Origin of the sequence: Saliterribacillus persicus (assembly GCF_003337485.1) — a bacterium.
Taxonomy (GTDB): domain Bacteria; phylum Bacillota; class Bacilli; order Bacillales; family Amphibacillaceae; genus Saliterribacillus; species Saliterribacillus persicus.
This window is the reverse complement of sequence record NZ_QPJJ01000015.1, coordinates 1-22,168: the sequence shown is the minus strand read 5'-3', so window position 1 is coordinate 22,168 and position 22,168 is coordinate 1. Positions and strand designations below refer to the sequence as shown.

Here is a 22,168-nt window from a genome sequence, read left to right as displayed (position 1 = left end):
TATCGATCATTTTAAGTTGAAGTACAGTTAGAACATTATGATAATTTTTTAAATTAATTATTTAGCAAAAGCCATTTTTACAACTAGTGTTAAAAATAGAATTGGGTTAATCGTCTTTTTTTTCATGAGATCCCCTCCTAAAATTTACTTTTTAGTATGTACTGCAAGGCTATCACTTAATTTTCATCTTTTGTATATATCTGTAAGGTTACTTAACAGACTTTTTTTAGCACTAAAAAAATATAGGATTCTTTAGAGGATGAGATTGCACATATAGAATAAGAATTTTCCTAACAGATCTGGAAACTAAACATTTTTATTTATTAGTAAACATAATAGGAATTTTTTTGAAATAGAAAAGTGTATTTTAATGACCAAAATTGTGCTTGTTTAGTTTTGTAGTGTGGTTTGTGCTATAGTAATGGTGCATTCATTTAATTTGTAAGAGTTTTTATTGAAAAAGGAGAGGAACAAACGATGTCAAAAACGACGTTAACGAATCCGATTTTTTATTCAGATGTACCAGATGTTGATGTGATTCGTGTAGGAAAAGCTTATTATATGGTTAGTACAAGCATGCACACGTTTCCGGGTTGTCCTATTATGAAATCGGAAAACTTAGCTGATTGGGAAATTATCGGATATGTATTTGATCGATTAGAAGAAAATGCAGCGCATAACCTTTTAGATGGAAAAGGAATTTATGGACAAGGTTCATGGGCGGCAAGTCTACGTCATCATAAGGATACTTTTTATGTATGTTTTTCCAGTAATGATAGCAAAACCTTTTATGTATATAAGACGAAAGATATTGAAAATGGCCCATGGGAACGTTCGACAATTGACGGTATTTACCATGATCCCGCTTTGCTGTTTGATGATGATCGTGTTTTCGTCATATATGGTTGTGGGGAGATCCGGATAACAGAGCTAACAGAAGATGTAACCGCTGTAAAAGAAAATGGTGTGAATCAATTATTGATGGAAACAAAAAAAGAAAATATTGGGTTGCGTTGTGAAGGCTGTCATGCGCACAAAATTGATGGCATGTATTATCTCCTGTTTATTGAGTGGCCGACAGATGGCAATCAGCGACGTCGCCAAATTTGTTATCGTTCACAGGAGCTTTTAGGAACCTATGAACGAAAAATTATCTTTGATGATGATATGGGATATCATAATAAAGGTATTGCTCAAGGTGAAATTTTTGATACACCAGACGGAGATTGGTTTGCCATGCTTTTTCAAGATCATGATGCAGTAGGCAGAATACCATACGTACTTCCTGTGGAGTGGAAGGATGGCTGGCCGATGATCGGAATAGATGGAAAAGCTCCAGAGCAAATGGATTTAGCCATGCCAGCTAAAGAAAGTAAAGCATTAGTCATCCCTGATAATTTTGATTATCAAAAAAATGAATTAACGCTTAATTGGCAATGGAATCATTATCCTGATCAAACAAAATGGTCGTTAACAAAAAGACCTGGTTTTTTACATTTAGAAACAGCCAATATCACCGATTCTATTTTAACAGCACGCAATACTTTAACACAGCGCACCGAAGGTCCAAGATGTATTGCAAGTATAAAGATGGATGTATCTCATATGAAACCCCATGACTATGCTGGTTTAGTTGCGCTGCAAAATAGCTTTGGTACAGTAGGGATAACGCTTAGCGAAGATAGTGAGCAGTATATAACTGCAACGGTTAATAACGGAGATGGAAAAGAAGAAATAGTCGAACAGGTTACTTTTAAAGGTGATACCGTTTATTTTAAAATAGATTTTAACTTTGATGATAGTATTGATCTTGCGCAATTTTATTACTCGGAAGACGGAAAGAGCTGGAACAAAATAGGCAACGATTTAAAAATGAAATATACATTAGATCACTTCATGGGCTACCGCGTTGGCATTTTCAATTACGCAAAAAAGCAATTGGGCGGCTATGTGGATGTGGAGTATTTCCATTATGAAAAAGCTGGTTTTATCATGAATGATAAAAAGTATAATTCACAACATTAATGTTAAGAAAAGTCAGCTAAACTAAATCCAATAACTATCATAAAAACAATTACGAATCAGAAGGGTGATCTCTAAATAAATAGGGATCACTTTTTTTATTGCTATCACAATTATTGATCAAAAAAATGAAAAAATAATTCATTATCAACCAAAAATGATCATTTCTTATTTTTATCCAGCAATTAGTTCACCGAACAGATTCAAGCATTAAAGTTCAATCTTAAAGCATTTGTACTATTAAAGGGAATTACATACAAAATAGGGAATTTTATGATAAAATTTGGTTATCTGAATTCATATAATAAGCATTTTTCCTTCTTCAACAAAGGGCAGAAATGTGAAAGAAGAAGTTTTTAGGAGGAAATCAAATGAACAGAAAGACAGCCATTGTGTTTTTGTTGTTTATATTATTTCTATCTGGGTGTTTAAAAGAACAAACATTCGAAGATTTTTTTCATCAAAAAATGACAGAAATGCATAAAGGAGAAAAAAATTATACGTATTCTCTTGTTCACACAAAGTTAAATGTAATTAGTGAAAATGATGCTATCGCAGTATTTAAGGAGCAAAATGAGCAGGGAGAACAAATATTCATAGCTTATTTCAAAAAACAAGATAAACAATGGAAATGGAAAGATACAAGAGGCTCCGAGTGGAATTCACCTCATAAATGGTCTGCTACGAATCAACCGCCTTATATATATTCTGGTCCAATTAGCGACAATTCAATATCAGAGGTATTTGTAGGGACAGAAAAAGCAAAAATTTTGGAAGTTGAAGGAGATAAAAGATTTTGGTATGCCATAAGCCCAATACAAGATAATGAAGTTTTTTATAATCATGAAGATGGGACTAATGAAAAAATAGAAGAAATAAAACACGATTAAAATCCTAAGTAATGATTCCAACTTTGTGAAATGGTGTCTCTAAATTAAAGGATATCAATAGTTGAAGAGTGAATTTTGGCAGGGGGGGTGGATTTGAAGATAGATACTGATTCATTGGTTACATTCCTTATTACGTGGGGAATACCAACTTTTTTGGTTGTTAGAACTTATTTAAAAATGGATACAGATGAAAGGGACTCTGCAAAGGAAGATTTTAAGTCACCACATTTTATTTTCACTATTGGCTTACTTGTAATAGGTTATTTATTCGCATCTTTTGGAAATCTACTGACCCTAAATAGCATTAAGTTCCTTGGGATTTTTTTATTAATGATAGCGGGGCTTACGATTACAGTGGACATGTGGAGGATAAATAAAATTAAAAGTATGTTAACACCAATGCTTATAGCGGTGGCAATTATCTTCTTGATTAAATCATAGAAACAAAGTATTAATTGTTGTGCTAAACAGGTTCGTTATTTTTTAAATCAATAAAGGTTTGTATAAATTAATTTTATCAGTTTTAGTATTTGGGGAAAAGAGGATGAATAAATGATATTTTTAGAGAAAATTATTGTTTCAGTGCTTTCTGCACTAATTCTTTCGCTAACCTTCGCTTTTTCGGAATATACGCCTGTAGCAGAGCAGCAAGCTGGAGTTGGTTATTTCTCTTTTACAGGATTACTTTTCATATATTTTATTTACTCATGCCCTGTATATTTAATAGGCGGGAGTATTTACTCTTATTTCGCAGATATATATTTAAACCAAATTCAGTTTCGTAATAAACTTCTTAAATATGTTACTGAATTTATCGTATATGTAGTGGGTGGTTTATTAATTATTGGAATTTTTTTAATTCTACTTGGTGGATATAATAGTGCATCAAATATATATATGATCTTTCTATTTGGTGCCGTAGCATCTTTATTATTTTTCCACAGTTCCCTTGCCTGGAAAAAAACAATGGAATTCTTAGCGAGATAAAGTTTAGTTTTCTTTTTAAATGAAAGAGCTGAAGCGTTTACCAAGATTTATTAGCTATAGTTAAATTTAAGGAGGATTAAAATGAATGAAAATAAAGAAACTCCTGAAATAAGAAGAGAAAAAATAAGGCAAAAAGAATTAGAAAACCCTTCTAGTAGTTTTCACGGGAGTAATCTTGCTGATTTAGTGGGTGGTTTAAATTGGAAACTTTTTGGGATTCTTATTCTCGTAATAATTATTGGTGGTGGTTATTTTCTATTGAAATTTAATCCACCATTGGAGGTTGGCACTATTGCTTCGAATGAATATAATAAATCCGTTGTTATCGGTATTGGTAATAATGGCTTTCGTGAAGTGCAAATTTTAAATGTTTCGGTAAATAATAATGAAGAGCCTTTAGAAACAAAATTGCAAGTTAGTAATGCGGTACAAGGTTTTATCATATTGGATGATTATAAAAGTGAAGAAGCAAGAGAATATGATTTTGTTAATATAGATGAGGTAGCTATAAAAGAAGGCATGGTAATAGATTATGAAGCTGATTCAAAAGATGATGAAATTTATGGAATTAGTGTCATTCATAATAAAGAAATAAATAATGTTACTATAGAATATAGTCATTTTGGAATGACTTTTGATGACACTGTGTATTTCAACAATTATTGATATATAAGTTGTTGTAAAAGACCTCATAATTTAAATAACTGTCGCATAAGCGGAGCGAGGAATTGTCAATGTAGAAATCTAGCTAACGATTGCTTATCTAAAATAAGAAGTGCACTTTTTTTTTATTAATTAAAGAGCAGGAAAATGGTAAAAGATTGACTTTCTAATATGCAAAAAAAGGGAAAGTATGGAAAATTGGTTAATGACCATTATGAATGATTTTAGATATGAATGTAAGGGGAGATTTGTTATTAAGAAATTAATTGTAGTTCTTATCACTCTTTTATTAGCAGGATGTGATAATGTCCAGCACCATCCAGATTTAAGTGAAACGATTTATTCGATAGTAGAAAATAAAAACAGTAGTGAAATAAGTCTTAAATCATTAACGTCCTTTGATTGGGAAAAGGCATTCCTTTTTACACCTTATACTACTCAAGAAGAAATTGAAGAACGATTAGATGTTAATTTTAATGATCCGAGTAATATCGACTATAGAGATGATATATACCTATTAGTGCTCATGAATGATGGAATAGTTGATCAATATGTTGAAGTAGCACGTCAGGGTGCTGATTTTAAAATAGGAGAAAAGGAATATCTAACCCCTTCTGCTGATTTAATTTTTATTGAAAGGTATTAAACACATTTCCTTATAATAGAAATTGGAGCAAATGTATAGAGAGGTAATTGGAGGAAAGATACTTGAAAAAGGAATTAATACTTGTTGGAACCTATCATTTTGAACAGGATAAAGAACTAATAGAAATAAAAGAAAAGAAAGTAATAGATTTAGTTGATTATTTAGCTCATTACAAGCCAACCAAAGTCGCTGTTGAATGGGAAATGTCAAAAAATGAAGAACTAAATATAGAATACCAAAAATCATATGAAAATTATTCAATCAATGAAATACAACAAATTGGCTTTAGGTTAGCAAAATAGAAAAAACAGAACTTCCATAAAATTGAGAGTTCTGTTTAATTTATTGCCTTATTGAACTAGCGCATTAGTTAGTTATATATAAAGATTTACAAAAAAATTGCATATTATATAAATGATCGACAATAATTCATTATTTCTTACCTTTTCGTTCTAAAAGTATAGGTGTTATATTTAGTAAGATAGAAACAATTGTCAAAAACCATAATGCCCTTTCCATACCAGGTACTACATCCATTAAAGCTGCCCAATCTTCCACTTCTACCCAATCTGATACAAGACTGTATTCTGCACAAAGTGTTAATGCTGTAAATGATAATCCTAACGCCATGGCAAGCTTATAATCCTTTCCCGCTGCATACATATAAAGATTTATAAAAGTCACTATTATTGCAATAATCCCTAGTATTACCCACATAACTATTCCTCCAAATATTTTTAATTATACCGTTCAATAATACTAATGTGCTTCATCTTAACATCTTATTATTTTCCATTATTCTTTATTAGACATTAATTCGTCTAAATTTGTGTAACAGTATATTTAGATAATCTTAGTTTATCATATATTTCAATATTTGGAATTAAACCCCTTTTAGTTATTGTAAAATTTAAATATCAATAATAAGTGTTCAATTTTTTTAAAATATCAATATTAAATATTAACAGAGCCACCAGATGAAAAATATTGAATAAAGTAACGCATATAGGGTAATGAAAAGAAGAGGAAAAAAAGTCAGGAGGATACAGCAATGAGGAAAATGAATAAAGGATTATTTACAGGTTTAGCAGCAATCGGTATTGCGCAAGGTTTAAAAATATTAACCCATAAAAAAGTGTCAGGGGAATGGGATGTAAGACAGGCAATCGCTACAGGAGGTATGCCAAGCTCTCACTCTGCCGGTGTTTCTGCGCTATCTACCTACATAGCCTCCAATAAAGGGTCCCGCCATACTGAAACAGCAATAGCAGTTATTTTTGGTGTCATTGTAATGTATGATGCACAAGGCATTCGTAGGCATACGGGTGAAATAGCTCGACTTGTGAATAATTTAGAGGATCATTTCGCAGTAATTTCAGAGGATTTTCCTAGTTTAGAGTTTGTAGAAAATGAAAAGGAACTAAAAGAACTCCTAGGTCACCAACCACTTGAGGTTTTAGGTGGAGCAATACTTGGCTCTGCTTTAGGATTGCTCGCAGCAAAATATGAAAATAAATAGGCACAACAATCCTCTTCGTTTTTAAATGGAGGGGATTTTTATTTAATGAAAAAATGAATGGTATTAGAATAAATTCATTAATTATGAGCTACCGATTATAGCGGAGAAGATTCAAACTCCTTATTATAATTTGGTAGCTTTTTATTTGTTCTTAGAAGTCTTGCTAATATGTATTGGAAATGAAAGCCCCGGCTGATTGGGCTTCCTATATCTGAAAAAGAAAAAATATTTCTCCGTCATATTATCTTACAGAGCAGATGACGGTAAACATGTATTAGTGATACTCTTTTTACAAGTTAAGGTAGATTTGGTTGGAGGTTGTAAGGATGCATAAGCAAAGGTTAGTGCTAGTCGGTAATGGGATGGCGGGTTTACGCTGTATCGAAAATATTTTAAAAGAAGACGACACGTTATATGATATTACCATTTTTGGAACTGAGCCACATGCAAATTACAGCAGGATCATGTTATCTTCTGTTCTTCAAGGTGATACAACCTTTGATGATATAACCATTAATGACTGGAACTGGTATAAAGAAAATAAAATAACCCTTTATACAAATGAAACTGTCATTGATATTAATAAAGATAAAAAAACGATTAAAACAGATAAAAATCACGAAGTGAACTATGACAAATTAATTCTTGCAACCGGATCTGATCCGATTATTTTACCGCTTCCTGGGATCGATAAAGAAGGGGTTCTCTCCTTTCGAACCATTCAAGATTGCCAAGCGATGATGGAAGCATCGAGGCATTATCAAAAAGCTGTGGTTATTGGTGGAGGTTTATTAGGATTAGAGGCTGCTAGAGGATTATTGAATTTAGGAATGAAAGTAGATGTCGTGCATCTAGCAGATTTTCTTATGAATAAACAGCTCGATCCAACTGCTGCGACGATGCTTCAAACAGAACTAGAGAACCAAGGGATGCATTTCTTACTAGAGAAAGTTTCCAAAGAAATTGTCGGAGAAAAAAGGGTAGAGGGATTACGCTTTTCTGATGGTTCGATCGTAGAAACAGATTTAGTTGTGATGGCTGTTGGTGTAAAACCAAATATAAAGCTTGCAAAAGAAGCGGGTATTGATACAAACCGAGGAATCCTCGTTAATGATTTTTTAGAAACTAAAGTGGAAGACATTTACGCAGTTGGCGAATGCGCAGAGCATAATGAGATGGTTTACGGACTTGTTAAGCCACTTTATGAACAAGGTGTTGTTCTCGCCAAATATTTATGTAACAAACTAACTGCAGGCTACGAAGGCTCTACACTTTCTACACAACTGAAAATATCTGGAGTTGATGTATTTTCTGTTGGTGATTTTACAAAGAATGAAGAGACAAAGGCAATTCAATATCATGATGAAATAGCTTCCACCTATAAAAAGGTATTCTTTAAGGATAATAAAGTAGTCGGTGCAGTGTTATTTGGTGATACAAGTGAAGCATCCAGAATTTTAGACGTCATTGTGAAAAAGAAATTTATTCCTGATGATAAAAAACAAGTATTACTACAGCCTCAGGATATCTCTACATCCTATGCTGCAACCCTGCCAAGAGCTGATTATGTTTGCACATGTAATAGCGTGTCAAAGGGAGCGATTATAGACTGTGTATTAAAAAAGAATCTGACCACTGTTCAAGAGGTTAAGACCTGCACGAAAGCATCTAGTTCTTGCGGAGGATGTAAGCCAGTAGTAAGTGAGTTATTAACATTCATTCAAAGTGATCACTTCCATGAGACGTCAGCTCCAACAAATTTTTGTGGTTGTACTGATCTAAGTGAAAATGAAATGGTGGCAGCTATTCAAAAATATAAACTGACAAGTACGCACGAGGTAATGCAAAAGCTTGAATGGAAGGATTTAGATGGATGTGAAAAATGTCTTCCAGCATTAGAATATTATATCGGAATGATTTACCCCGAGTATGACAAGCATCAAGCAACACTTTATGTTAATGAAAAAATGAATGCGCTGGTAGGAGAAGATGAAACCTATTCTGTAGTCCCACAGTTATATGGAGGATTAGTAGAAACGGATCATTTGCAAAAAATAGTAGAAGTAGCACGAAAATATAACATTACTACTTTATCTTTATCGAGTGATCAACGACTTCACCTTAGTCGTATAGCAAAAGCAGATTTTCTTTCCTTTTGTAAGGATTTAGATATGCCACTTCATTCTGTTTCTGCAAATATGGTTCAGAGTGTGAAAACGACAAATAGTAATCAGTATTGTTCGTGTGACAAAGAGCCTGCCATAGCGTTAGCTAGCATGCTAGAAAGAAAGACAGAATTTATAAAAGTACCTTATCGCATTCGAATGGGCGTTTCCGCTTGTTTGCATAACGGGGCTGGATCCACTACAAAGGATATTGGTGCTATTAAAATTAACAGGGGCTGGGAAGTATATATTGGAGGAAGTAGCGGGAGAAATGTACGAACCGGACAGCTACTTACGGTGGCTTCAACTGCGGAAGAAGTTTTGCAGCTTACATTAGGCTTTATCCAATATTACCGCGAATCAGCACATTATTTAGAGCGAACGTGGGAATGGATCAATCGCGTTTCGATGGTTCATCTTCGCGAAGTATTATTTAATGAAGAGCTTTTACACTATTTAGTAGAGAGCTTGAAAAAAGATAGCAATCAGAGAATGCATGTAGTCGTTAAAAGCTAAAGCGGCCTTTTGGTGAAGGAGGAATAACAGTGACAGAGCTAATGCTGAAATATTTTAGAGATAAACAAGACGCTGTTCAAAAGGAAAAAGTATATGATACACAGTGTCCATACTGTAGTATGCAATGCAAAATGCAATTAATCGAGCAAACTGTTATCTCAAGAAAGATCCATAAGACTATTGGGAAAGATAACCCCACCTCAGAAGGTCGACTTTGTATTAAAGGAATAAACGCACATCAACATGCGCTCCATCGAGATCGTTTAAAAGAACCTTTAATGAAAATAGATGGTACGTTTGTTCCAGTTTCGTGGAATAAAGCATTGGAGGTTATCAAAGAGAAATTTACTGCACTACAACAAACAGAAGGAAATAATGCTTTATCAGTATATGGCAGTGCCTCTATCACGAATGAAGAAGCATATCTTTTAGGGAAATTTGCTCGTGTAGCCCTCGGGACGAAGTATATTGATTATAATGGCCGACTTTGCATGGGAGCAGCTGCAACAGCCGCTAATCAAACCTTTGGGATGGATCGAGGGTTTTCCATGACATTAGATGAAATCCCAAAAACACGCTGTATTATTTTAGCAGGAACAAACATTGCAGAGTGTCAACCAACGATCATGCCTTATTTTGAACGGGCAAAAGAAAATGGGGCTTATATTATAGCGATTGATCCAAGAGAAACGGCAACAACAAATTTTGCTGATCTTCATTTGAAAAATAAACCAGGATCAGATGTTGCCTTAGCTAATGGATTATTAAAGATATTAATAGATGAAAAATTACTAGATGAAGATTTTTTAGCTGCTAGAACTAATGGTTTTGAAGAACTAAAAGAGCAGATGGAATCTATTGATTTAGATGAAGTAGCTGAGCTAACAGGGGTGTCCAAAGAGCAAATCTATCAAACAGCAATCGTTTTTGGGAAAGAAACCACAGGAATGATTTTTACAGCACGCGGAATTGAACAACAGCTTGATGGCACTGCAGCAGTTAGAAGTTTTATCAATTTACTTTTAGCTACAGGGAAAATTGGCAAAGCTTATTCAGGATATGGCGCTGTTACTGGCCAAGGAAATGGCCAAGGTGCTCGTGAGCATGGTCAAAAAACGGATCAACTACCTGGATATAGATCGATTGAAAATCAAGAGCATCGAGAACATATCTCAAAATTATGGGGCATTGATGAAAAAGATCTGCCACGTAAAGGTGTTTCAGCATATGAGATGTTTGAAAAAATCGAGGAGGGTGAGATTCAGGCCATGTTTATCATGTGCTCTAATCCCATTATCTCCAATCCTAATGCGAATTTTGTAAAGAAAGCATTAAAAAAATTAGACTTTTTGGTTGTTGCGGATTTATTCCTATCTGACACTGCCAAACTTGCAGATATTGTGTTACCAGCAACTTCTTATTTAGAAGACGCGGGCACGATGACAAATGTAGAGGGAAGGGTCATGTTACGAGAGGCAAGCTACCCTATCGTAGGCAATGCCAAGCATGACTGGCAAATCATTTGTGAAATTGCTAACGCTTTGGGAAAAGAAAAATATTTTAATTACCAATCTGTAGAAGAAATTTTCGAAGAATTAAGATTGACGAGTAAAGGTGGAAAATCTGATTATTACGGTATCACCTATGAACGTTTGAGAAAGGAAAAAGGAGTGCTATGGCCATGTCCAAGTCCTACAGAACCGAGCACGTTGCGATTATTTGAACAGTCATTTGCACATCCAGATGGCAAAGCAAAAATGGCTTTCTTTTCAAATCATGGAGAGGTTAAGAAACCAAAGACTAGTAGAAAGTATCCACTTCTATTAACAACGGGAAGAGTAATGTCGCACTATTTAACGGGAGAACAAACGAGAAAAAGTCCTTCACTAGCTGCACACAATGTGGAAGCTTTTATGGAGGTTCATCCAGAAACAGCAAAGCAGTATGGGATAAAGAAAAACACGCTTGTAAAAGTGGAATCTAAATTTGGATGGATCGTTGTGAGAAGTAAATGGTCCGATTCGATTCGAAAGGATACCGTTTTTGTGCCATTCCACTGGACAGAATCTCAAAATGTAAATCGATTGGTATCGAATCAATTAGATCCATACTGTAAGATGCCAGGTTTTAAAGTAAGTGCTGTAAATATCACGCCTAGTAAAGAGTAAGAAGTTTGAAAATATCAACTATACCAATATTCTACATGAGGTGGAGTATTGCTTATATAAATTATCGGAATATTCAGTTTATTTTTTAGAAATGGGGGATTTCTATGGAAAACAATATGTATAAAGGGAATGTAAAGGTATTAGGTTTCACAACTTTAGCGTTTTTTCTAACCTTTGTAGTTTGGTTCAATATGGCGCCATTTATGACTACATTAAAAGAAGTATTTGGACTTACCAATGATCAGATCGCTATTTTACTAGTTGCAAACGTAGCACTAACGATTCCTGCAAGAGTAATGATAGGAGTTTTAGTAGACCGCTTCGGACCGAGAAGAGTGTATTCAGGATTACTTATCCTACTCAGTATTCCCTGTTTTGCATTTGCATTATCAACTTCGTTTATGCAGTTAATGATTTCAAGGATGTTTCTTGCCATCATTGGTGCAGGGTTTGTCGTTGGTATTCGTTTAGTTTCCGAATGGTTTCCTTCTAAACAAGTCGGTTTAGCAGAAGGAATTTACGGAGGCTGGGGAAATTTTGGTTCCGCAGCAGCAGCAATGACCCTACCTACATTAGCGTTTATTTTTGGTGGAGATAATGGCTGGCGTTATGCGATTGCTCTAACTGGTTTAATCGTTTTAGTATATGGGTTTATCTTTATGCGTGTTGTCAAGGATACGCCTGAAGGAGTATCCTATCAACGACCGAAAAGAAGTGGTGCACTGGAAATTTGTAGCTATAAGGATTTAATCGGGTTAATTTTGATGACATTACCGGTGTATGGGATTCTATGTTTCTTGACTTATAGACTTAGTTATCAATTAAATTTTATCAGCAATGGTGTCGCTGCTATCGTCTATGGCTTTTTAGCGATACTTCTTGTATACAATATCTATAAAATTTGGGATGTAAATAAAGAACGATTAAGAAACGGTGTACCAGAAGAAGAAAAGTATTCCTTTAAGCAAGTTGCTATTTTACAATTTGCGTATTTTTGTACCTTTGGTTCAGAATTAGCAGTAGTTTCTGTTTTACCACAATTCTTTCAAGAAACGTTTTTGGTGAGTGTGGCACAAGCTGGTCTTATTGCTAGTAGTTTTGCTTTCATGAACCTTGTCTCTAGACCTGGTGGTGGTTGGTTAAGTGACAAATTCGGTAGAAGAAGAACGCTTATCATATTAATGGCCGGGCTATCAATTGGTTATATAGGTATGTCGTTGATTGGTTCTACTTGGCCGATTTGGGTAGCAATTTTATTAACGATGGGATGTTCATTTTTCGTCCAGGCGGGTGAAGGTGCTGTTTATGCCATGGTTCCGCTCGTCAATAAAAGTGCTACCGGACAGATTTCTGGTATGGTTGGAGCATTTGGTAATATAGGTGCTACGATTTTCTTAACCGTATTTAGCTTCGTTAGTCCAACTATTTTCTTTATTTTTATTAGCTGTGCAGCAGTGGTTTGTTTCGTTTGTACGTTCTTCTTAAAAGAACCAAGTGTGAAAAGTATAAAAGAAGCGAGTAAAGTGAAGCGAGTAAATTTAAAACCATCTACTACAACAATTCAAAAATTTTAAGATAAATGATCAACTAAAAGCAGTGTCACTTTTATAGTGATACTGTTTTTTTACTATTGTAGCGAGAAGCTTCTGTTTATATATCATTCATTCGCTTTTCTCACGACTTACTTCAAATAGATTTGAACTAACTTTTAGGAATAGGAATGTTGTGATGGGGAGGAAGGTTTAGGAGATTTATCAAACTAGCAGAAACTCGCACATTGAACTACACCTTCTTAAATGGTTAACTACAAAAATATGGATGATCGCGGGTGTAAAGTTGTGTTTATTATTGGTACCTCCATGTCTCGATATATTCTCTCGAAATCTATGAAGTAACTAGAAATTAGGGAGGATTGTTTTTAATGTATAAAAGATTAAGAGTTTGGTGTACAGCATTAATGATGGGAGCTATTCTATTTGTTGCTTCACCTTTACTTGCAGAAGCGGCATTAGGTGACCGTACACTTACGAATGGAAGTTCAGGGTCAGATGTTACTGAACTGCAGGATTATTTAATGACAAAAGGTGTGTTTCCATATCATACCGCGACAGGATATTATGGAAATATCACGGTTGAAGCGGTGAAGGATTTCCAGCAAAAGCGAAACTTAAAAGTGGATGGAATAGCTGGACCCCAGACAAATCATGCAGTACAAGTATTAAGACAAGGAAATATAGGTAAGCAGGTCCTACATATTCAAAGTCAGTTGAAAAAGGCTGGGCATTATCAATCAGCTGTTGATGGGATATATGGTTCTGGGACGAAACAAGCAGTTACTAGCTTTCAGCAGCAACAAGGTCTTGCAGCTGACGGTATCGCGGGACCAAATACGCGAGCAAGGTTAGATGGTATTGCTAGTAGAAGTAATGTAGCAGCAGGTAAAACATTAACCGTCGAAAGTACAGCATATACTGCAAGCTGCAATGGCTGCACTGGGGTCACAAAGATGGGACTAAATTTAAACACCTATTCTGATGCGAAAGTAATTGCGGTAGATCCGAGTGTCATACCACTTGGTTCTATAGTAAAAGTAGAAGGTTACGGAACAGCAATTGCTGCAGATATCGGTGGCGGCATTAACGGTAATGAAATTGATGTTTTTATCCCAAATCAAAACCAAGCACTCGCGTGGGGACGTAAGAATGTAAGAATAGAAGTAATTGAATAGGCTAATACAAAGGACAGGCCATTTATCATTAGTGTGAATGGCTTGTCCTATTTTATTATATAAAAGGCCCTGTTAAAGTTTATTGTAGCTATTACTTATAAAAATGAATAAAAATTAAAAAAGACCATTTTTATTTTTAATATATGGCCATATGATTTCATGTAACGAATCAAAAATACATATTGTGGTGTCGGGTTAATGAAATAAGTCAATTAGTAAAATAAAAACGAATCAAAAAGTATGCAAATTATGAAACCTGATAGTATAATCATGACTCCTACTTCGTTACCAACTTTCTTTTCATTAAGCTTTAACTTGTCGAATAAAATCCATACTAGCAATAGTAAAGGAATAGGACCTATTACGTATTGCTACAATCCTAAAAATTCAAATAATTCGAAATAGTTGAAAGCAAGAACTAAAAACATGATGAACATAAATAAAGGAAACTCTAACTTCATAGTCATAGTTATTCCCCCTTGCATATTTTAAATAAAATTCATTTTTCACAAAAGTATTTGCCACATCTATAGCTTTTATTTCACCCTTGGACCCGATAGTGCAAAATGATATGACAATCTAACCGAAATATTTAAGAATTAACTGATACAAAGCTAAACAGAATCCTAAAACACTCGCTTTTATTTTTGATGGGTGGTATTTTTTATTACCATACATATAGATTAAAATTAATATAAAACCAATAGGAAGCCAAAGCTCAAAGACACCTTTTTCTGTGCTTTGAGAATAGATTGGTGCAATATAAGTGCTAATTAGAAAATAAAAGAAAATAGTAAAACGGCGTGTTTCTAATTCTTTACTCCATCTCACTAAAAGTATGATGATTACTATTGAAATAATAGTTATAGGCAAAGGAGGTAGAACAATAGAAACACCATTTCCAATATTGAACTCCATTTATACTCCCCCTTCTCCTTCTTAAAGTAACGAACCTTTAGTTTAATAATCTTTTTTTATAATATTTAGCAAAAAGTATCCAGTTATTATACTCCCAAATCTAAAATAACCAGTTTTATGTATTAGTATTTCTGGAATGGGATTGTTGTTTTATAAGGTAATGGATTAAAGTAACTAAATAACAAAGCAATAAAATGATGACCGTTCCAATTGCTAATACGATAGGTTCCAATGGATTTCCACCATCCACTTGAAAGAAGTTACTTAATATCATAAAAAGAATAAAACTACCTATAAAGGCTCCTAAAAATATTCCAACAGATTTTCTCACAAAATCCCTCCATTTTATTACTTTTTAGTTGAGTAATTCTGCCGCTTTAACACAATAGGAGCTACCGCATCGACAACTCCTTATTAAATATTTGCACCCGTAAGTTTACATGCAATTTTTCAAAACTTGTGCATTAAAAAACAAAAAAGATTACAAAGAACAGAACTATTGTCCATATGTAGGAAGTAAAGATAGTTTTGTTAATACGATTGTTATTTCTCTGTTTCTTATGTTCAATAGAAAAAATAAAGAGAAATATTAAAAATAGAAAGTATATAAGGAAAACATATAAGAGTGACCGCCACTGTTCAACCCAGGCCATAATGGGTCCTACAGTTCCCCCTACTAAAAACAGAATTATAGATAAAACACCAACCGAGATACTAATCTTGGGCATCAAATTCCAAAAGGATCGTTCTAAAATATTGTTACTCTTTTTTGCCTCAAATAAAAAAATTAAATAGAAGCAAGATAAAACCACTGTTACGATAATAAATGTGATGTAAACGTTGTTTGCTGGGGTCCAATTTGCAGAAGAGCTTACGACTCTCTTACCCTCATTCCATTCTAATACCCCCATCAATATTCCTATAGCACCTAATGTTAGGATTTGAAGTAATAACCATTTCATGCGACATACACCTCCTAACCATAATAGGAACGAATATGGTAAAAGTTCTTAAATAAATTCTGTTATTCAACTAACCTGCCCGTTAATTGAACAAGGATGCAATTCCTAATTCAAGGAAAGCACCGGTTTGTTAAACAAGGAATAAAATGGACTACACTTTACAGTTTTTCTTCTAATGCTTCATTATTTAATTCTAAATTCTGAATAAACGTCATCCAGAGTACATTCGATTACTTACTATTCATTGAAGCAATATCAGGGTTTTTAAATTTTTCTTCTATGTAACTTAAATATCTAATTAACATTATGCGGATTTGTTTGAGTATTATGTTAATGGTCCTATGAATAGAGAGATTAGGTAGGATATATATGATGAGAATAATAAACAATCAAGAGTAACTGGAATCACTTTTTCCACTGCCTTTGATTCATCTACTTTACTCCTTTAATCACTTACTTAACAGACCTAAACCCCTCACCGATGGAAGTCTTACATTATACAAAAATACCTAACCATATTGCGATAGCAAGAGCGAGACAAAGCAGCCGCTTCTCAACTGCTGTTACTTCCTCTATATTCTCTCCATTTACTCTTAAGACAATCCAGATTGCATAAACTAAGATAATACCAACACCTATTGCGGCAACCGGACGCGCAAAAGCAATCCAGATGATTAGCAATCCTACAATCATGAAGTAAAGTAAAATAGGGAATTTGGCTCCTTTAGTTCCCATACGTTCTACTGCCCATACGACAGACGTTCGTTTCATTGGTTTTGCTTTTTGGTCTGCATGTCTGTCTGGAATATGATGAAACATGACCCATGCCATGCACCAAACGGCATTAACAAGCGCATTTTGCCATGCCCAATATGGTATAGATTCTAGCATTATCCATGGCAAGGCAATGGCTATCGCTAGCATGGTAGGAAATAAGCTGAACCATTCACCTATAAAAGGAATATAAGAAAATTGAAATGGCTTCAAAGAATACGACACTGCACCCCATATACCAACTAAGGTTAAAATGGCGAATTCTAGATAACCGAATACAGTAAAAAGAAATGCCATTAAAATTAAGAAAACACTCATCAATGTGCCAAGCTGCTTTAGCATGGTTAAAGTCATTGTATTCGTTTGGATCACTCTACTTCCACCAGAAAGTATGCCTGGACTATATTGATCTGTTCCCGATTGATGATCCGCTATATCATTTAACACATGCGTTAATACACCATGAATCAAAATAGCACCTACTAAAAGCACAGAGGTGGTTTCCAATAAGGTTATCCACGAAATTTGATAATAGAAAATCAATGGCAGGAGCGTAGATAGAATCGTTGCTATACTGGAGAATACAACGGCCACTAGTCGTAATAACATACCAATTCCTTTTAGACTAAATGCTGATTGAGCTGGAATCATAGCAAACATCCTTTTTATTTTTAATTATGGGGTACAGACAACATTTTAACGAAAATATACGTTAAGAAAATATTTGGAACCAATTTTAATGTATCAACCAGTACAAGGTTAGGAAGAATAAATATCGCAGCACCTGGACCCATTGATGAACCATTGATAGAACCAGATGCTCCAAATACGTCTTTCCCCATCCTATTCGTAATTTCACCAGGTTTCAGCATACGTTCAGCACGAGTCGTTGTACCAGTATCCGTTCCAGTATTTGCCCCAACCTTTGGAACTATCTTCGTTTCCATCTGCACCGTTAACAGAGCCGTCTTTTCCTTTTTTAGTACCGTTGTAAGCACCTTTTAATGTAACCATGACTGATATATCGGTAAAGGCTCCTTTTGCAGCTTCATACACACCAATTGAACTGCAATTTGCTTACAAAAATGGAACTTATCCTTCTTGAAGATAAGCTCTTCGTTAGCGCAATAAGCACTGAGCATCAATTAGCTGATTTAGATAGAAAAGAAATTATTATTACTCTTCAATAATATTAATTTTATTTGCTACCATACGTTTGTTAATTTTCTCTACCCAAACTTTTATTTGCTGTCTTTCATCTAGGTCATCCACAGTGGTTCCTTTTCCTCTTATTTTTGTGTTTTTGCTAAAAAAGATTTTATATACATTGTACTCTGCTTCTTCATCAGCATTTATCGGTTCTAAAGTAAAGTTATCTTCTTGTAGGTTTGTTATTACACCTTTATAATCTGACTTTATGAAATGCCAATAGAACAAAACAACAACGAATAAGACGAGAACGATGTTTAATACGATTATTAGTGATTTAATTTCCCCCTTAATGTGAGAGTTCATTTTCCTCCCCCTTTTTCAACTCGTTGTTCCACAATCTTGACCTATAGTTAAATAAGAATAGGTTGTATTTTATTGTGTTAAAGCAACCTTTAGCTAAATAAACTTATTATCCCTCTTTTAATTCATTATTTTTCTTGTGTTTTTACTAATCTAACAAACCAATAAAGGAAAATCCATGGAAGTATAAATTTTGTAGGCCATTCAATCAGAGTTGGAATTACATATGAGGTATTGATATTAGCCAAATCAAGTATTAACCAAAGTCCTAATAAAACAGTTATTCCAATAATTATTTTTTTCAATAAATTCCCCTCCATAAACATAATCTAATTCAATTTTTATCATGTAATAGTAACATCCTTGTTAAACAATCCTTTCACGCTAGCTCAACAAGCAATAGTAGCTGCGACACTAAAACAACTCCTTATTCAACTAAAGCACCCGTTACTTGAATAAGAGTTTCTACTTATTTTTCCATTACTCTTACAAATTGTTCATTCTGATAATCTCTCCAATATTATAGCCTATCCAAGCCCCGATAAATGGGAAGGCACTGATAGGAAAGTCTAATCTTACAGAGTTAAAATCCTTAACAAACACTGAAACTGTAATAAGAATACTTATAACACTCATGATGATAGCCTCAGTCATTTTTCTTTGCTTCCAACGCTTCTCTCCCAAGCGATTTCTGTCAAATTCCTGCACCATTCTAGTTGTCTTTGTACCAATAGGTCTTCCCGTCTTTAGGGCGTAGAACGTGATGGATACTAGTATCCATAAAAGCACACAAAATCCTCCAATGAGGAGGGGGGGATTTCCGTTCTCGATAAAATAACCAAACAGCACGAATAACAAAAGCATTACGAGATTGTATTGGACTAATTGCTTCTTTTTAAAATGCTTAACTTCTTGTATATTCCATTGTATTTCATCCATTTTATCCTCCCTTTCAATTCGACAACTTGTTCAACTAACCTGCGCCTTTCTTCAACAAGAAAAGGTGAATACCCTTGGTAAACAATTGCTCCCGTTAATAGAATAAGAAAGAACTGATTATGAGTTGAAATACTTAATGATTTCATAACCTACATAATCCTCTTTGTTTGGATAGTTATTACGGTAATAACTATCCCAATAACTGACTACTCGGCTTTCCGTTGTATTATAAAAAATTGGATTTTCGGTAATGAATTCTTTTATTATACCTTTATCAACCTTATCAAGATTAGCTTTTATCACTTGCAAAATTTCAATTACATACTCACCCGTTATTCGTATCAGATACGGAATTATCCAATTGTAATCATTGCACTTATGAATTATCTGTTTTAAATTTAGTTCTCTAATGTAACCATCATGGTGACGTGTAAATAAACAATTTAATATTACTTGTTGTTTATCTGATAATGAATTGTATTGAGATAATGAAGGTTCATTGTAGTAAATACGTTCGGGAATATTTAACGTACTTCCCGAAAAATCAACCTCAAAACTGTCCGAGAAATCAAGTTTATCTGATTGATTTATCATATTTAAGACAACCGTGACATCTTCCTTTAATTTAACTGGAAATGCTTTTAATAAATCAAACTTTCTATCTAACATATTTTCACCAACTCTAAGCTATCTGTTTTTTAATTTTATTATTTAATCACGAATTTTTGAAAACGTTCTTATTCAACATAACTGCGTCGTTAGTTCAACAGTGGTAGCGACAGCATGTTCCAACTATTGCTTTTAGTTTAATAATCTTTTTTAATGCTATTTAGCAAAAAGTATCCAGTTATTATACTTCCAAATCTAAAATAACCAGTTGTATGTATTAGTATATCTGGAATGGGATAGGAAAACGGTAAGTAATGATAAAAGGAAATATAAAGCATTGGGATACAAATAAATAAAATATTGTTTAAATTGACTTTCCATTTCCCTGGTTTTTTAAAATTTTTTAAAAAGTTGGGTAGCCTGAGATACAGTCCTATAAGTATATATATTAAGTTTGCATAGATTGAATCGGTTACACTTAATTGGACGATTTAGTTAAGGTCAGTTAGACTTGGTTCAAATAAAAAACCAAGGAGTTTTATAAAATGGCCAGAAGAGTTAGAAGAAGCTTTTCCAAGGAATTTAAAAAACAAATGGTTCAACTACATGCATCTGGTAAACCCCGCTCAGAAATCATTAAAGATTATGAGTTAACACCTTCGTCCTTTGATAATTGGGTTCGACAGTATCAAGATAGTGGATCGTTTCAAGAAAAAGACAATCGTACACCAGAACAAGAAGAGTTACTCAAACTTCGAAAAGAAAATCAAAAACTAGCAATGGAAAACGATGTTTTAAAGCAGGCCGCGCTGATCATGGGACGAAAGTAGATGTGATTCGGAATAATCGACACAAATACTCGGTATCAGCAATGTGCGGCGTCCTGCAAATAGCCAGAAGTACGTATTATTATGAAGCTAAGATTCGTGATGACCAAGAGGAAGAATTAACAGATCTGATCCTAACTATTTTCAAGAAAAGTCGATGTAATTATGGACAGAGAAAGATCAAAGTAGAACTGAAAAAGAAAGGCTGGACCGTTTCCAGACGTCGTATTGGTCGAATCATGAAAAAACAAGGACTAGTCTCCAAGTATACCGTTGCTCAGTTTAAGCCATCAAAATCATCCTGTAATGAGTCAGGAGTGGGGAATGCCCTAAATCGCGAGTTTGACCAGGATCAAGAACTAAAAGTAATTGTAAGCGACTTAACCTATGTGAGAGTTGGCCAGAAATGGCATTATATTTGCGTTTTAGTAGATTTATATAATCGCGAGATTATTGGTCACAGTGCAGGACCTCATAAAAGTGCTGCCTTAGTTCAACGCGCCTTTGCATCCGTTCCCTACAATCTTCACCATCTTGAATTGTTCCACACGGATAGAGGAAGTGAGTTTAAAAACCAACTGATTGATCAGGCATTAGAAACGTTTGGCATTGAACGTTCATTAAGCGAAAAAGGTACGCCTTATGACAATGCCGTTGCAGAAGCTACGTTTAAGACCATCAAAACAGAGTTTGTTAAAGGGGCTTATTTTCTTAACCAACACGAACTTGACCTTGAACTTTTTGATTATGTTCATTGGTTCAATCATATTCGCATTCACGGATCCCTAAATTATTTAGCACCGACTGAATACAAGTTAATGGACCTTTAAAAATTTGTTCGATTTAGTGTTGACATACCAAGATTACCCACGGAAAAATCCTATAGGTTTGACTTTGCATCTCATCAAAATACAAAGATACCTTACTAATGATTATAAATAGGAAAACAAAACCAATAGAATAAATGATGTTTCCTAAAATTGGTTTTAACTTCAAAATCAAATCCTCCTAATTTTTTTGTTCTACTAAACTTGTATTCTAATTGAACACATCAAATCTTGGCATGAAATTCCGTTAATTCGTTTTAACTTCAAAAAAGGAAGGAACGTTACAGATGTTCTGTGTTCCTCTTACTCAACAATTGCACCCTTAAGTTGATAAAGTTTTTAAAATTCACTCTGATAAAACAATCTTTATCGTGTCTTCTATATAGGTCTCTCCTCTATTGTTTTCCCTTATGACTTCTATTTTCACTTCTTCATCGTTTTTCCAATCAACCTTAAAATTATCAGGAGTATAAATATCACTAGGAATATATTCTTT

Annotated in this window: 22 protein-coding genes; 13 read left to right on the top strand and 9 right to left on the bottom strand. The window is 34.1% G+C overall.

Annotation, left to right across the window (positions count from 1 at the left end):
* Window positions 1-477 precede the first annotated feature (477 nt).
* The 7 genes from DFR57_RS15040 to DFR57_RS15010 all read left to right on the top strand — a co-directional run bounded on the left by DFR57_RS15040 (window position 478) and on the right by DFR57_RS15010 (window position 5,510).
* Window positions 478-2,025 (top strand): glycoside hydrolase family 43 protein, encoded by a 1,548-nt coding sequence (locus DFR57_RS15040; protein ID WP_114354039.1) that lies wholly within the window; start codon window positions 478-480, stop codon window positions 2,023-2,025.
* Between the two features lie 368 nt (window positions 2,026-2,393).
* Window positions 2,394-2,912: a hypothetical protein gene (locus tag DFR57_RS15035; protein ID WP_245937490.1), complete on the top strand. Its 519-nt coding sequence runs from the start codon at window positions 2,394-2,396 to the stop codon at window positions 2,910-2,912.
* Window positions 2,913-3,005: 93 nt separating this feature from the next.
* Window positions 3,006-3,353, top strand: a complete 348-nt coding sequence (locus tag DFR57_RS15030; RefSeq protein ID WP_114354038.1) for a hypothetical protein — start codon at window positions 3,006-3,008, stop codon at window positions 3,351-3,353.
* A gap of 111 nt (window positions 3,354-3,464) precedes the next feature.
* Entirely contained in the window at window positions 3,465-3,899 is a 435-nt protein-coding gene (locus DFR57_RS15025) for a hypothetical protein (RefSeq protein WP_114354037.1), read from the top strand.
* Window positions 3,900-3,980: 81 nt separating this feature from the next.
* The gene (locus tag DFR57_RS18625; RefSeq protein WP_342768848.1) at window positions 3,981-4,565 is read left to right on the top strand and encodes a DUF6366 family protein; all 585 of its coding nucleotides are present in this window, start codon (window positions 3,981-3,983) and stop codon (window positions 4,563-4,565) included.
* 187 nt (window positions 4,566-4,752) lie between these two features.
* Window positions 4,753-5,208: a hypothetical protein gene (locus DFR57_RS15015; protein ID WP_245937489.1), complete on the top strand. Its 456-nt coding sequence runs from the start codon at window positions 4,753-4,755 to the stop codon at window positions 5,206-5,208.
* A gap of 62 nt (window positions 5,209-5,270) precedes the next feature.
* Window positions 5,271-5,510, top strand: coding sequence for a hypothetical protein (locus DFR57_RS15010; RefSeq protein ID WP_114354036.1), 240 nt, complete (start codon window positions 5,271-5,273; stop codon window positions 5,508-5,510).
* 130 nt (window positions 5,511-5,640) lie between these two features.
* Here the strand turns inward: DFR57_RS15010 and DFR57_RS15005 are convergent, their stop codons facing one another.
* A complete protein-coding gene (locus DFR57_RS15005; RefSeq protein WP_114354035.1) occupies window positions 5,641-5,925 on the bottom strand; it encodes a hypothetical protein in 285 nt (94 codons plus the stop codon).
* Between the two features lie 334 nt (window positions 5,926-6,259).
* Here DFR57_RS15005 and DFR57_RS15000 point away from each other — a divergent pair, with 334 nt between their 5' ends.
* The 5 genes from DFR57_RS15000 to DFR57_RS14980 all read left to right on the top strand — a co-directional run bounded on the left by DFR57_RS15000 (window position 6,260) and on the right by DFR57_RS14980 (window position 14,304).
* Window positions 6,260-6,727 (top strand): divergent PAP2 family protein, encoded by a 468-nt coding sequence (locus tag DFR57_RS15000; protein ID WP_114354034.1) that lies wholly within the window; start codon window positions 6,260-6,262, stop codon window positions 6,725-6,727.
* A gap of 326 nt (window positions 6,728-7,053) precedes the next feature.
* Window positions 7,054-9,408, top strand: a complete 2,355-nt coding sequence (gene nirB / locus DFR57_RS14995) for a nitrite reductase large subunit NirB (RefSeq protein ID WP_114354033.1) — start codon at window positions 7,054-7,056, stop codon at window positions 9,406-9,408.
* 29 nt (window positions 9,409-9,437) lie between these two features.
* Window positions 9,438-11,576, top strand: coding sequence for an assimilatory nitrate reductase catalytic subunit NasC (gene nasC / locus DFR57_RS14990; protein ID WP_114354032.1), 2,139 nt, complete (start codon window positions 9,438-9,440; stop codon window positions 11,574-11,576).
* Between the two features lie 104 nt (window positions 11,577-11,680).
* On the top strand, window positions 11,681-13,150 hold the full coding sequence (locus DFR57_RS14985) for a NarK family nitrate/nitrite MFS transporter (RefSeq protein ID WP_211315375.1): 1,470 nt from the start codon (window positions 11,681-11,683) through the stop codon (window positions 13,148-13,150).
* 347 nt (window positions 13,151-13,497) lie between these two features.
* Complete coding sequence (locus DFR57_RS14980; protein ID WP_211315374.1) at window positions 13,498-14,304, top strand: peptidoglycan-binding protein; 807 nt, start codon at window positions 13,498-13,500, stop codon at window positions 14,302-14,304.
* Between the two features lie 579 nt (window positions 14,305-14,883).
* On the opposite strand, the gene DFR57_RS14975 is transcribed toward DFR57_RS14980, so the two are convergent.
* From DFR57_RS14975 to DFR57_RS14935, 8 genes are all read right to left on the bottom strand, one after another.
* Entirely contained in the window at window positions 14,884-15,222 is a 339-nt protein-coding gene (locus DFR57_RS14975; protein WP_114354030.1) for a hypothetical protein, read from the bottom strand.
* 115 nt (window positions 15,223-15,337) lie between these two features.
* Window positions 15,338-15,553 carry a hypothetical protein gene (locus tag DFR57_RS14970; RefSeq protein ID WP_114354029.1) on the bottom strand — a complete coding sequence of 72 codons (216 nt, stop codon included), beginning with the start codon at window positions 15,551-15,553 and terminating at the stop codon, window positions 15,338-15,340.
* Window positions 15,554-16,679: 1,126 nt separating this feature from the next.
* Window positions 16,680-17,609, bottom strand: a complete 930-nt coding sequence (locus tag DFR57_RS14960; RefSeq protein WP_114354027.1) for a prenyltransferase — start codon at window positions 17,607-17,609, stop codon at window positions 16,680-16,682.
* Window positions 17,610-17,629: 20 nt separating this feature from the next.
* On the bottom strand, window positions 17,630-17,956 hold the full coding sequence (locus DFR57_RS14955) for a hypothetical protein (RefSeq protein ID WP_114354026.1): 327 nt from the start codon (window positions 17,954-17,956) through the stop codon (window positions 17,630-17,632).
* A gap of 178 nt (window positions 17,957-18,134) precedes the next feature.
* Window positions 18,135-18,473, bottom strand: a complete 339-nt coding sequence (locus DFR57_RS14950; protein ID WP_114354025.1) for a hypothetical protein — start codon at window positions 18,471-18,473, stop codon at window positions 18,135-18,137.
* Window positions 18,474-18,598: 125 nt separating this feature from the next.
* Window positions 18,599-18,775, bottom strand: coding sequence for a hypothetical protein (locus DFR57_RS14945; protein ID WP_245937488.1), 177 nt, complete (start codon window positions 18,773-18,775; stop codon window positions 18,599-18,601).
* Between the two features lie 181 nt (window positions 18,776-18,956).
* Window positions 18,957-19,409, bottom strand: a complete 453-nt coding sequence (locus DFR57_RS14940) for a hypothetical protein (protein ID WP_114354023.1) — start codon at window positions 19,407-19,409, stop codon at window positions 18,957-18,959.
* 117 nt (window positions 19,410-19,526) lie between these two features.
* Window positions 19,527-20,078, bottom strand: a complete 552-nt coding sequence (locus DFR57_RS14935) for a hypothetical protein (RefSeq protein WP_114354022.1) — start codon at window positions 20,076-20,078, stop codon at window positions 19,527-19,529.
* Window positions 20,079-20,563: 485 nt separating this feature from the next.
* Between DFR57_RS14935 and DFR57_RS14930 the strand changes: the two genes are divergently transcribed.
* Window positions 20,564-21,675 (top strand): IS3 family transposase gene (locus tag DFR57_RS14930; protein WP_114354021.1). Its coding sequence is split into 2 segments (ribosomal slippage): window positions 20,564-20,813 and window positions 20,813-21,675, totalling 1,113 coding nucleotides; the frame shifts between segments, so codons are not numbered across the junction.
* Window positions 21,676-22,168 lie beyond the last annotated feature (493 nt).

Excerpts from the sequence above, each read along its gene's own strand:
- DFR57_RS15040 (WP_114354039.1), top strand. The coding sequence starts at position 478 with ATGTCAAAAACGACGTTAACGAATCCGATTTTTTATTCAGATGTACCA.
- DFR57_RS15035 (WP_245937490.1), top strand. The coding sequence starts at position 2,394 with ATGAACAGAAAGACAGCCATTGTGTTTTTGTTGTTTATATTATTTCTA.
- DFR57_RS15025 (WP_114354037.1), top strand. The coding sequence starts at position 3,465 with ATGATATTTTTAGAGAAAATTATTGTTTCAGTGCTTTCTGCACTAATT.
- DFR57_RS18625 (WP_342768848.1), top strand. The coding sequence starts at position 3,981 with ATGAATGAAAATAAAGAAACTCCTGAAATAAGAAGAGAAAAAATAAGG.
- DFR57_RS15015 (WP_245937489.1), top strand. The coding sequence starts at position 4,753 with ATGGAAAATTGGTTAATGACCATTATGAATGATTTTAGATATGAATGT.
- DFR57_RS15005 (WP_114354035.1), bottom strand. The coding sequence starts at position 5,925 with ATGTGGGTAATACTAGGGATTATTGCAATAATAGTGACTTTTATAAAT.
- DFR57_RS15000 (WP_114354034.1), top strand. The coding sequence starts at position 6,260 with ATGAGGAAAATGAATAAAGGATTATTTACAGGTTTAGCAGCAATCGGT.
- nirB (WP_114354033.1), top strand. The coding sequence starts at position 7,054 with ATGCATAAGCAAAGGTTAGTGCTAGTCGGTAATGGGATGGCGGGTTTA.
- DFR57_RS14985 (WP_211315375.1), top strand. The coding sequence starts at position 11,681 with ATGGAAAACAATATGTATAAAGGGAATGTAAAGGTATTAGGTTTCACA.
- DFR57_RS14980 (WP_211315374.1), top strand. The coding sequence starts at position 13,498 with ATGTATAAAAGATTAAGAGTTTGGTGTACAGCATTAATGATGGGAGCT.
- DFR57_RS14975 (WP_114354030.1), bottom strand. The coding sequence starts at position 15,222 with ATGGAGTTCAATATTGGAAATGGTGTTTCTATTGTTCTACCTCCTTTG.
- DFR57_RS14960 (WP_114354027.1), bottom strand. The coding sequence starts at position 17,609 with ATGATTCCAGCTCAATCAGCATTTAGTCTAAAAGGAATTGGTATGTTA.
- DFR57_RS14950 (WP_114354025.1), bottom strand. The coding sequence starts at position 18,473 with ATGAACTCTCACATTAAGGGGGAAATTAAATCACTAATAATCGTATTA.
- DFR57_RS14940 (WP_114354023.1), bottom strand. The coding sequence starts at position 19,409 with ATGGATGAAATACAATGGAATATACAAGAAGTTAAGCATTTTAAAAAG.
- DFR57_RS14935 (WP_114354022.1), bottom strand. The coding sequence starts at position 20,078 with ATGTTAGATAGAAAGTTTGATTTATTAAAAGCATTTCCAGTTAAATTA.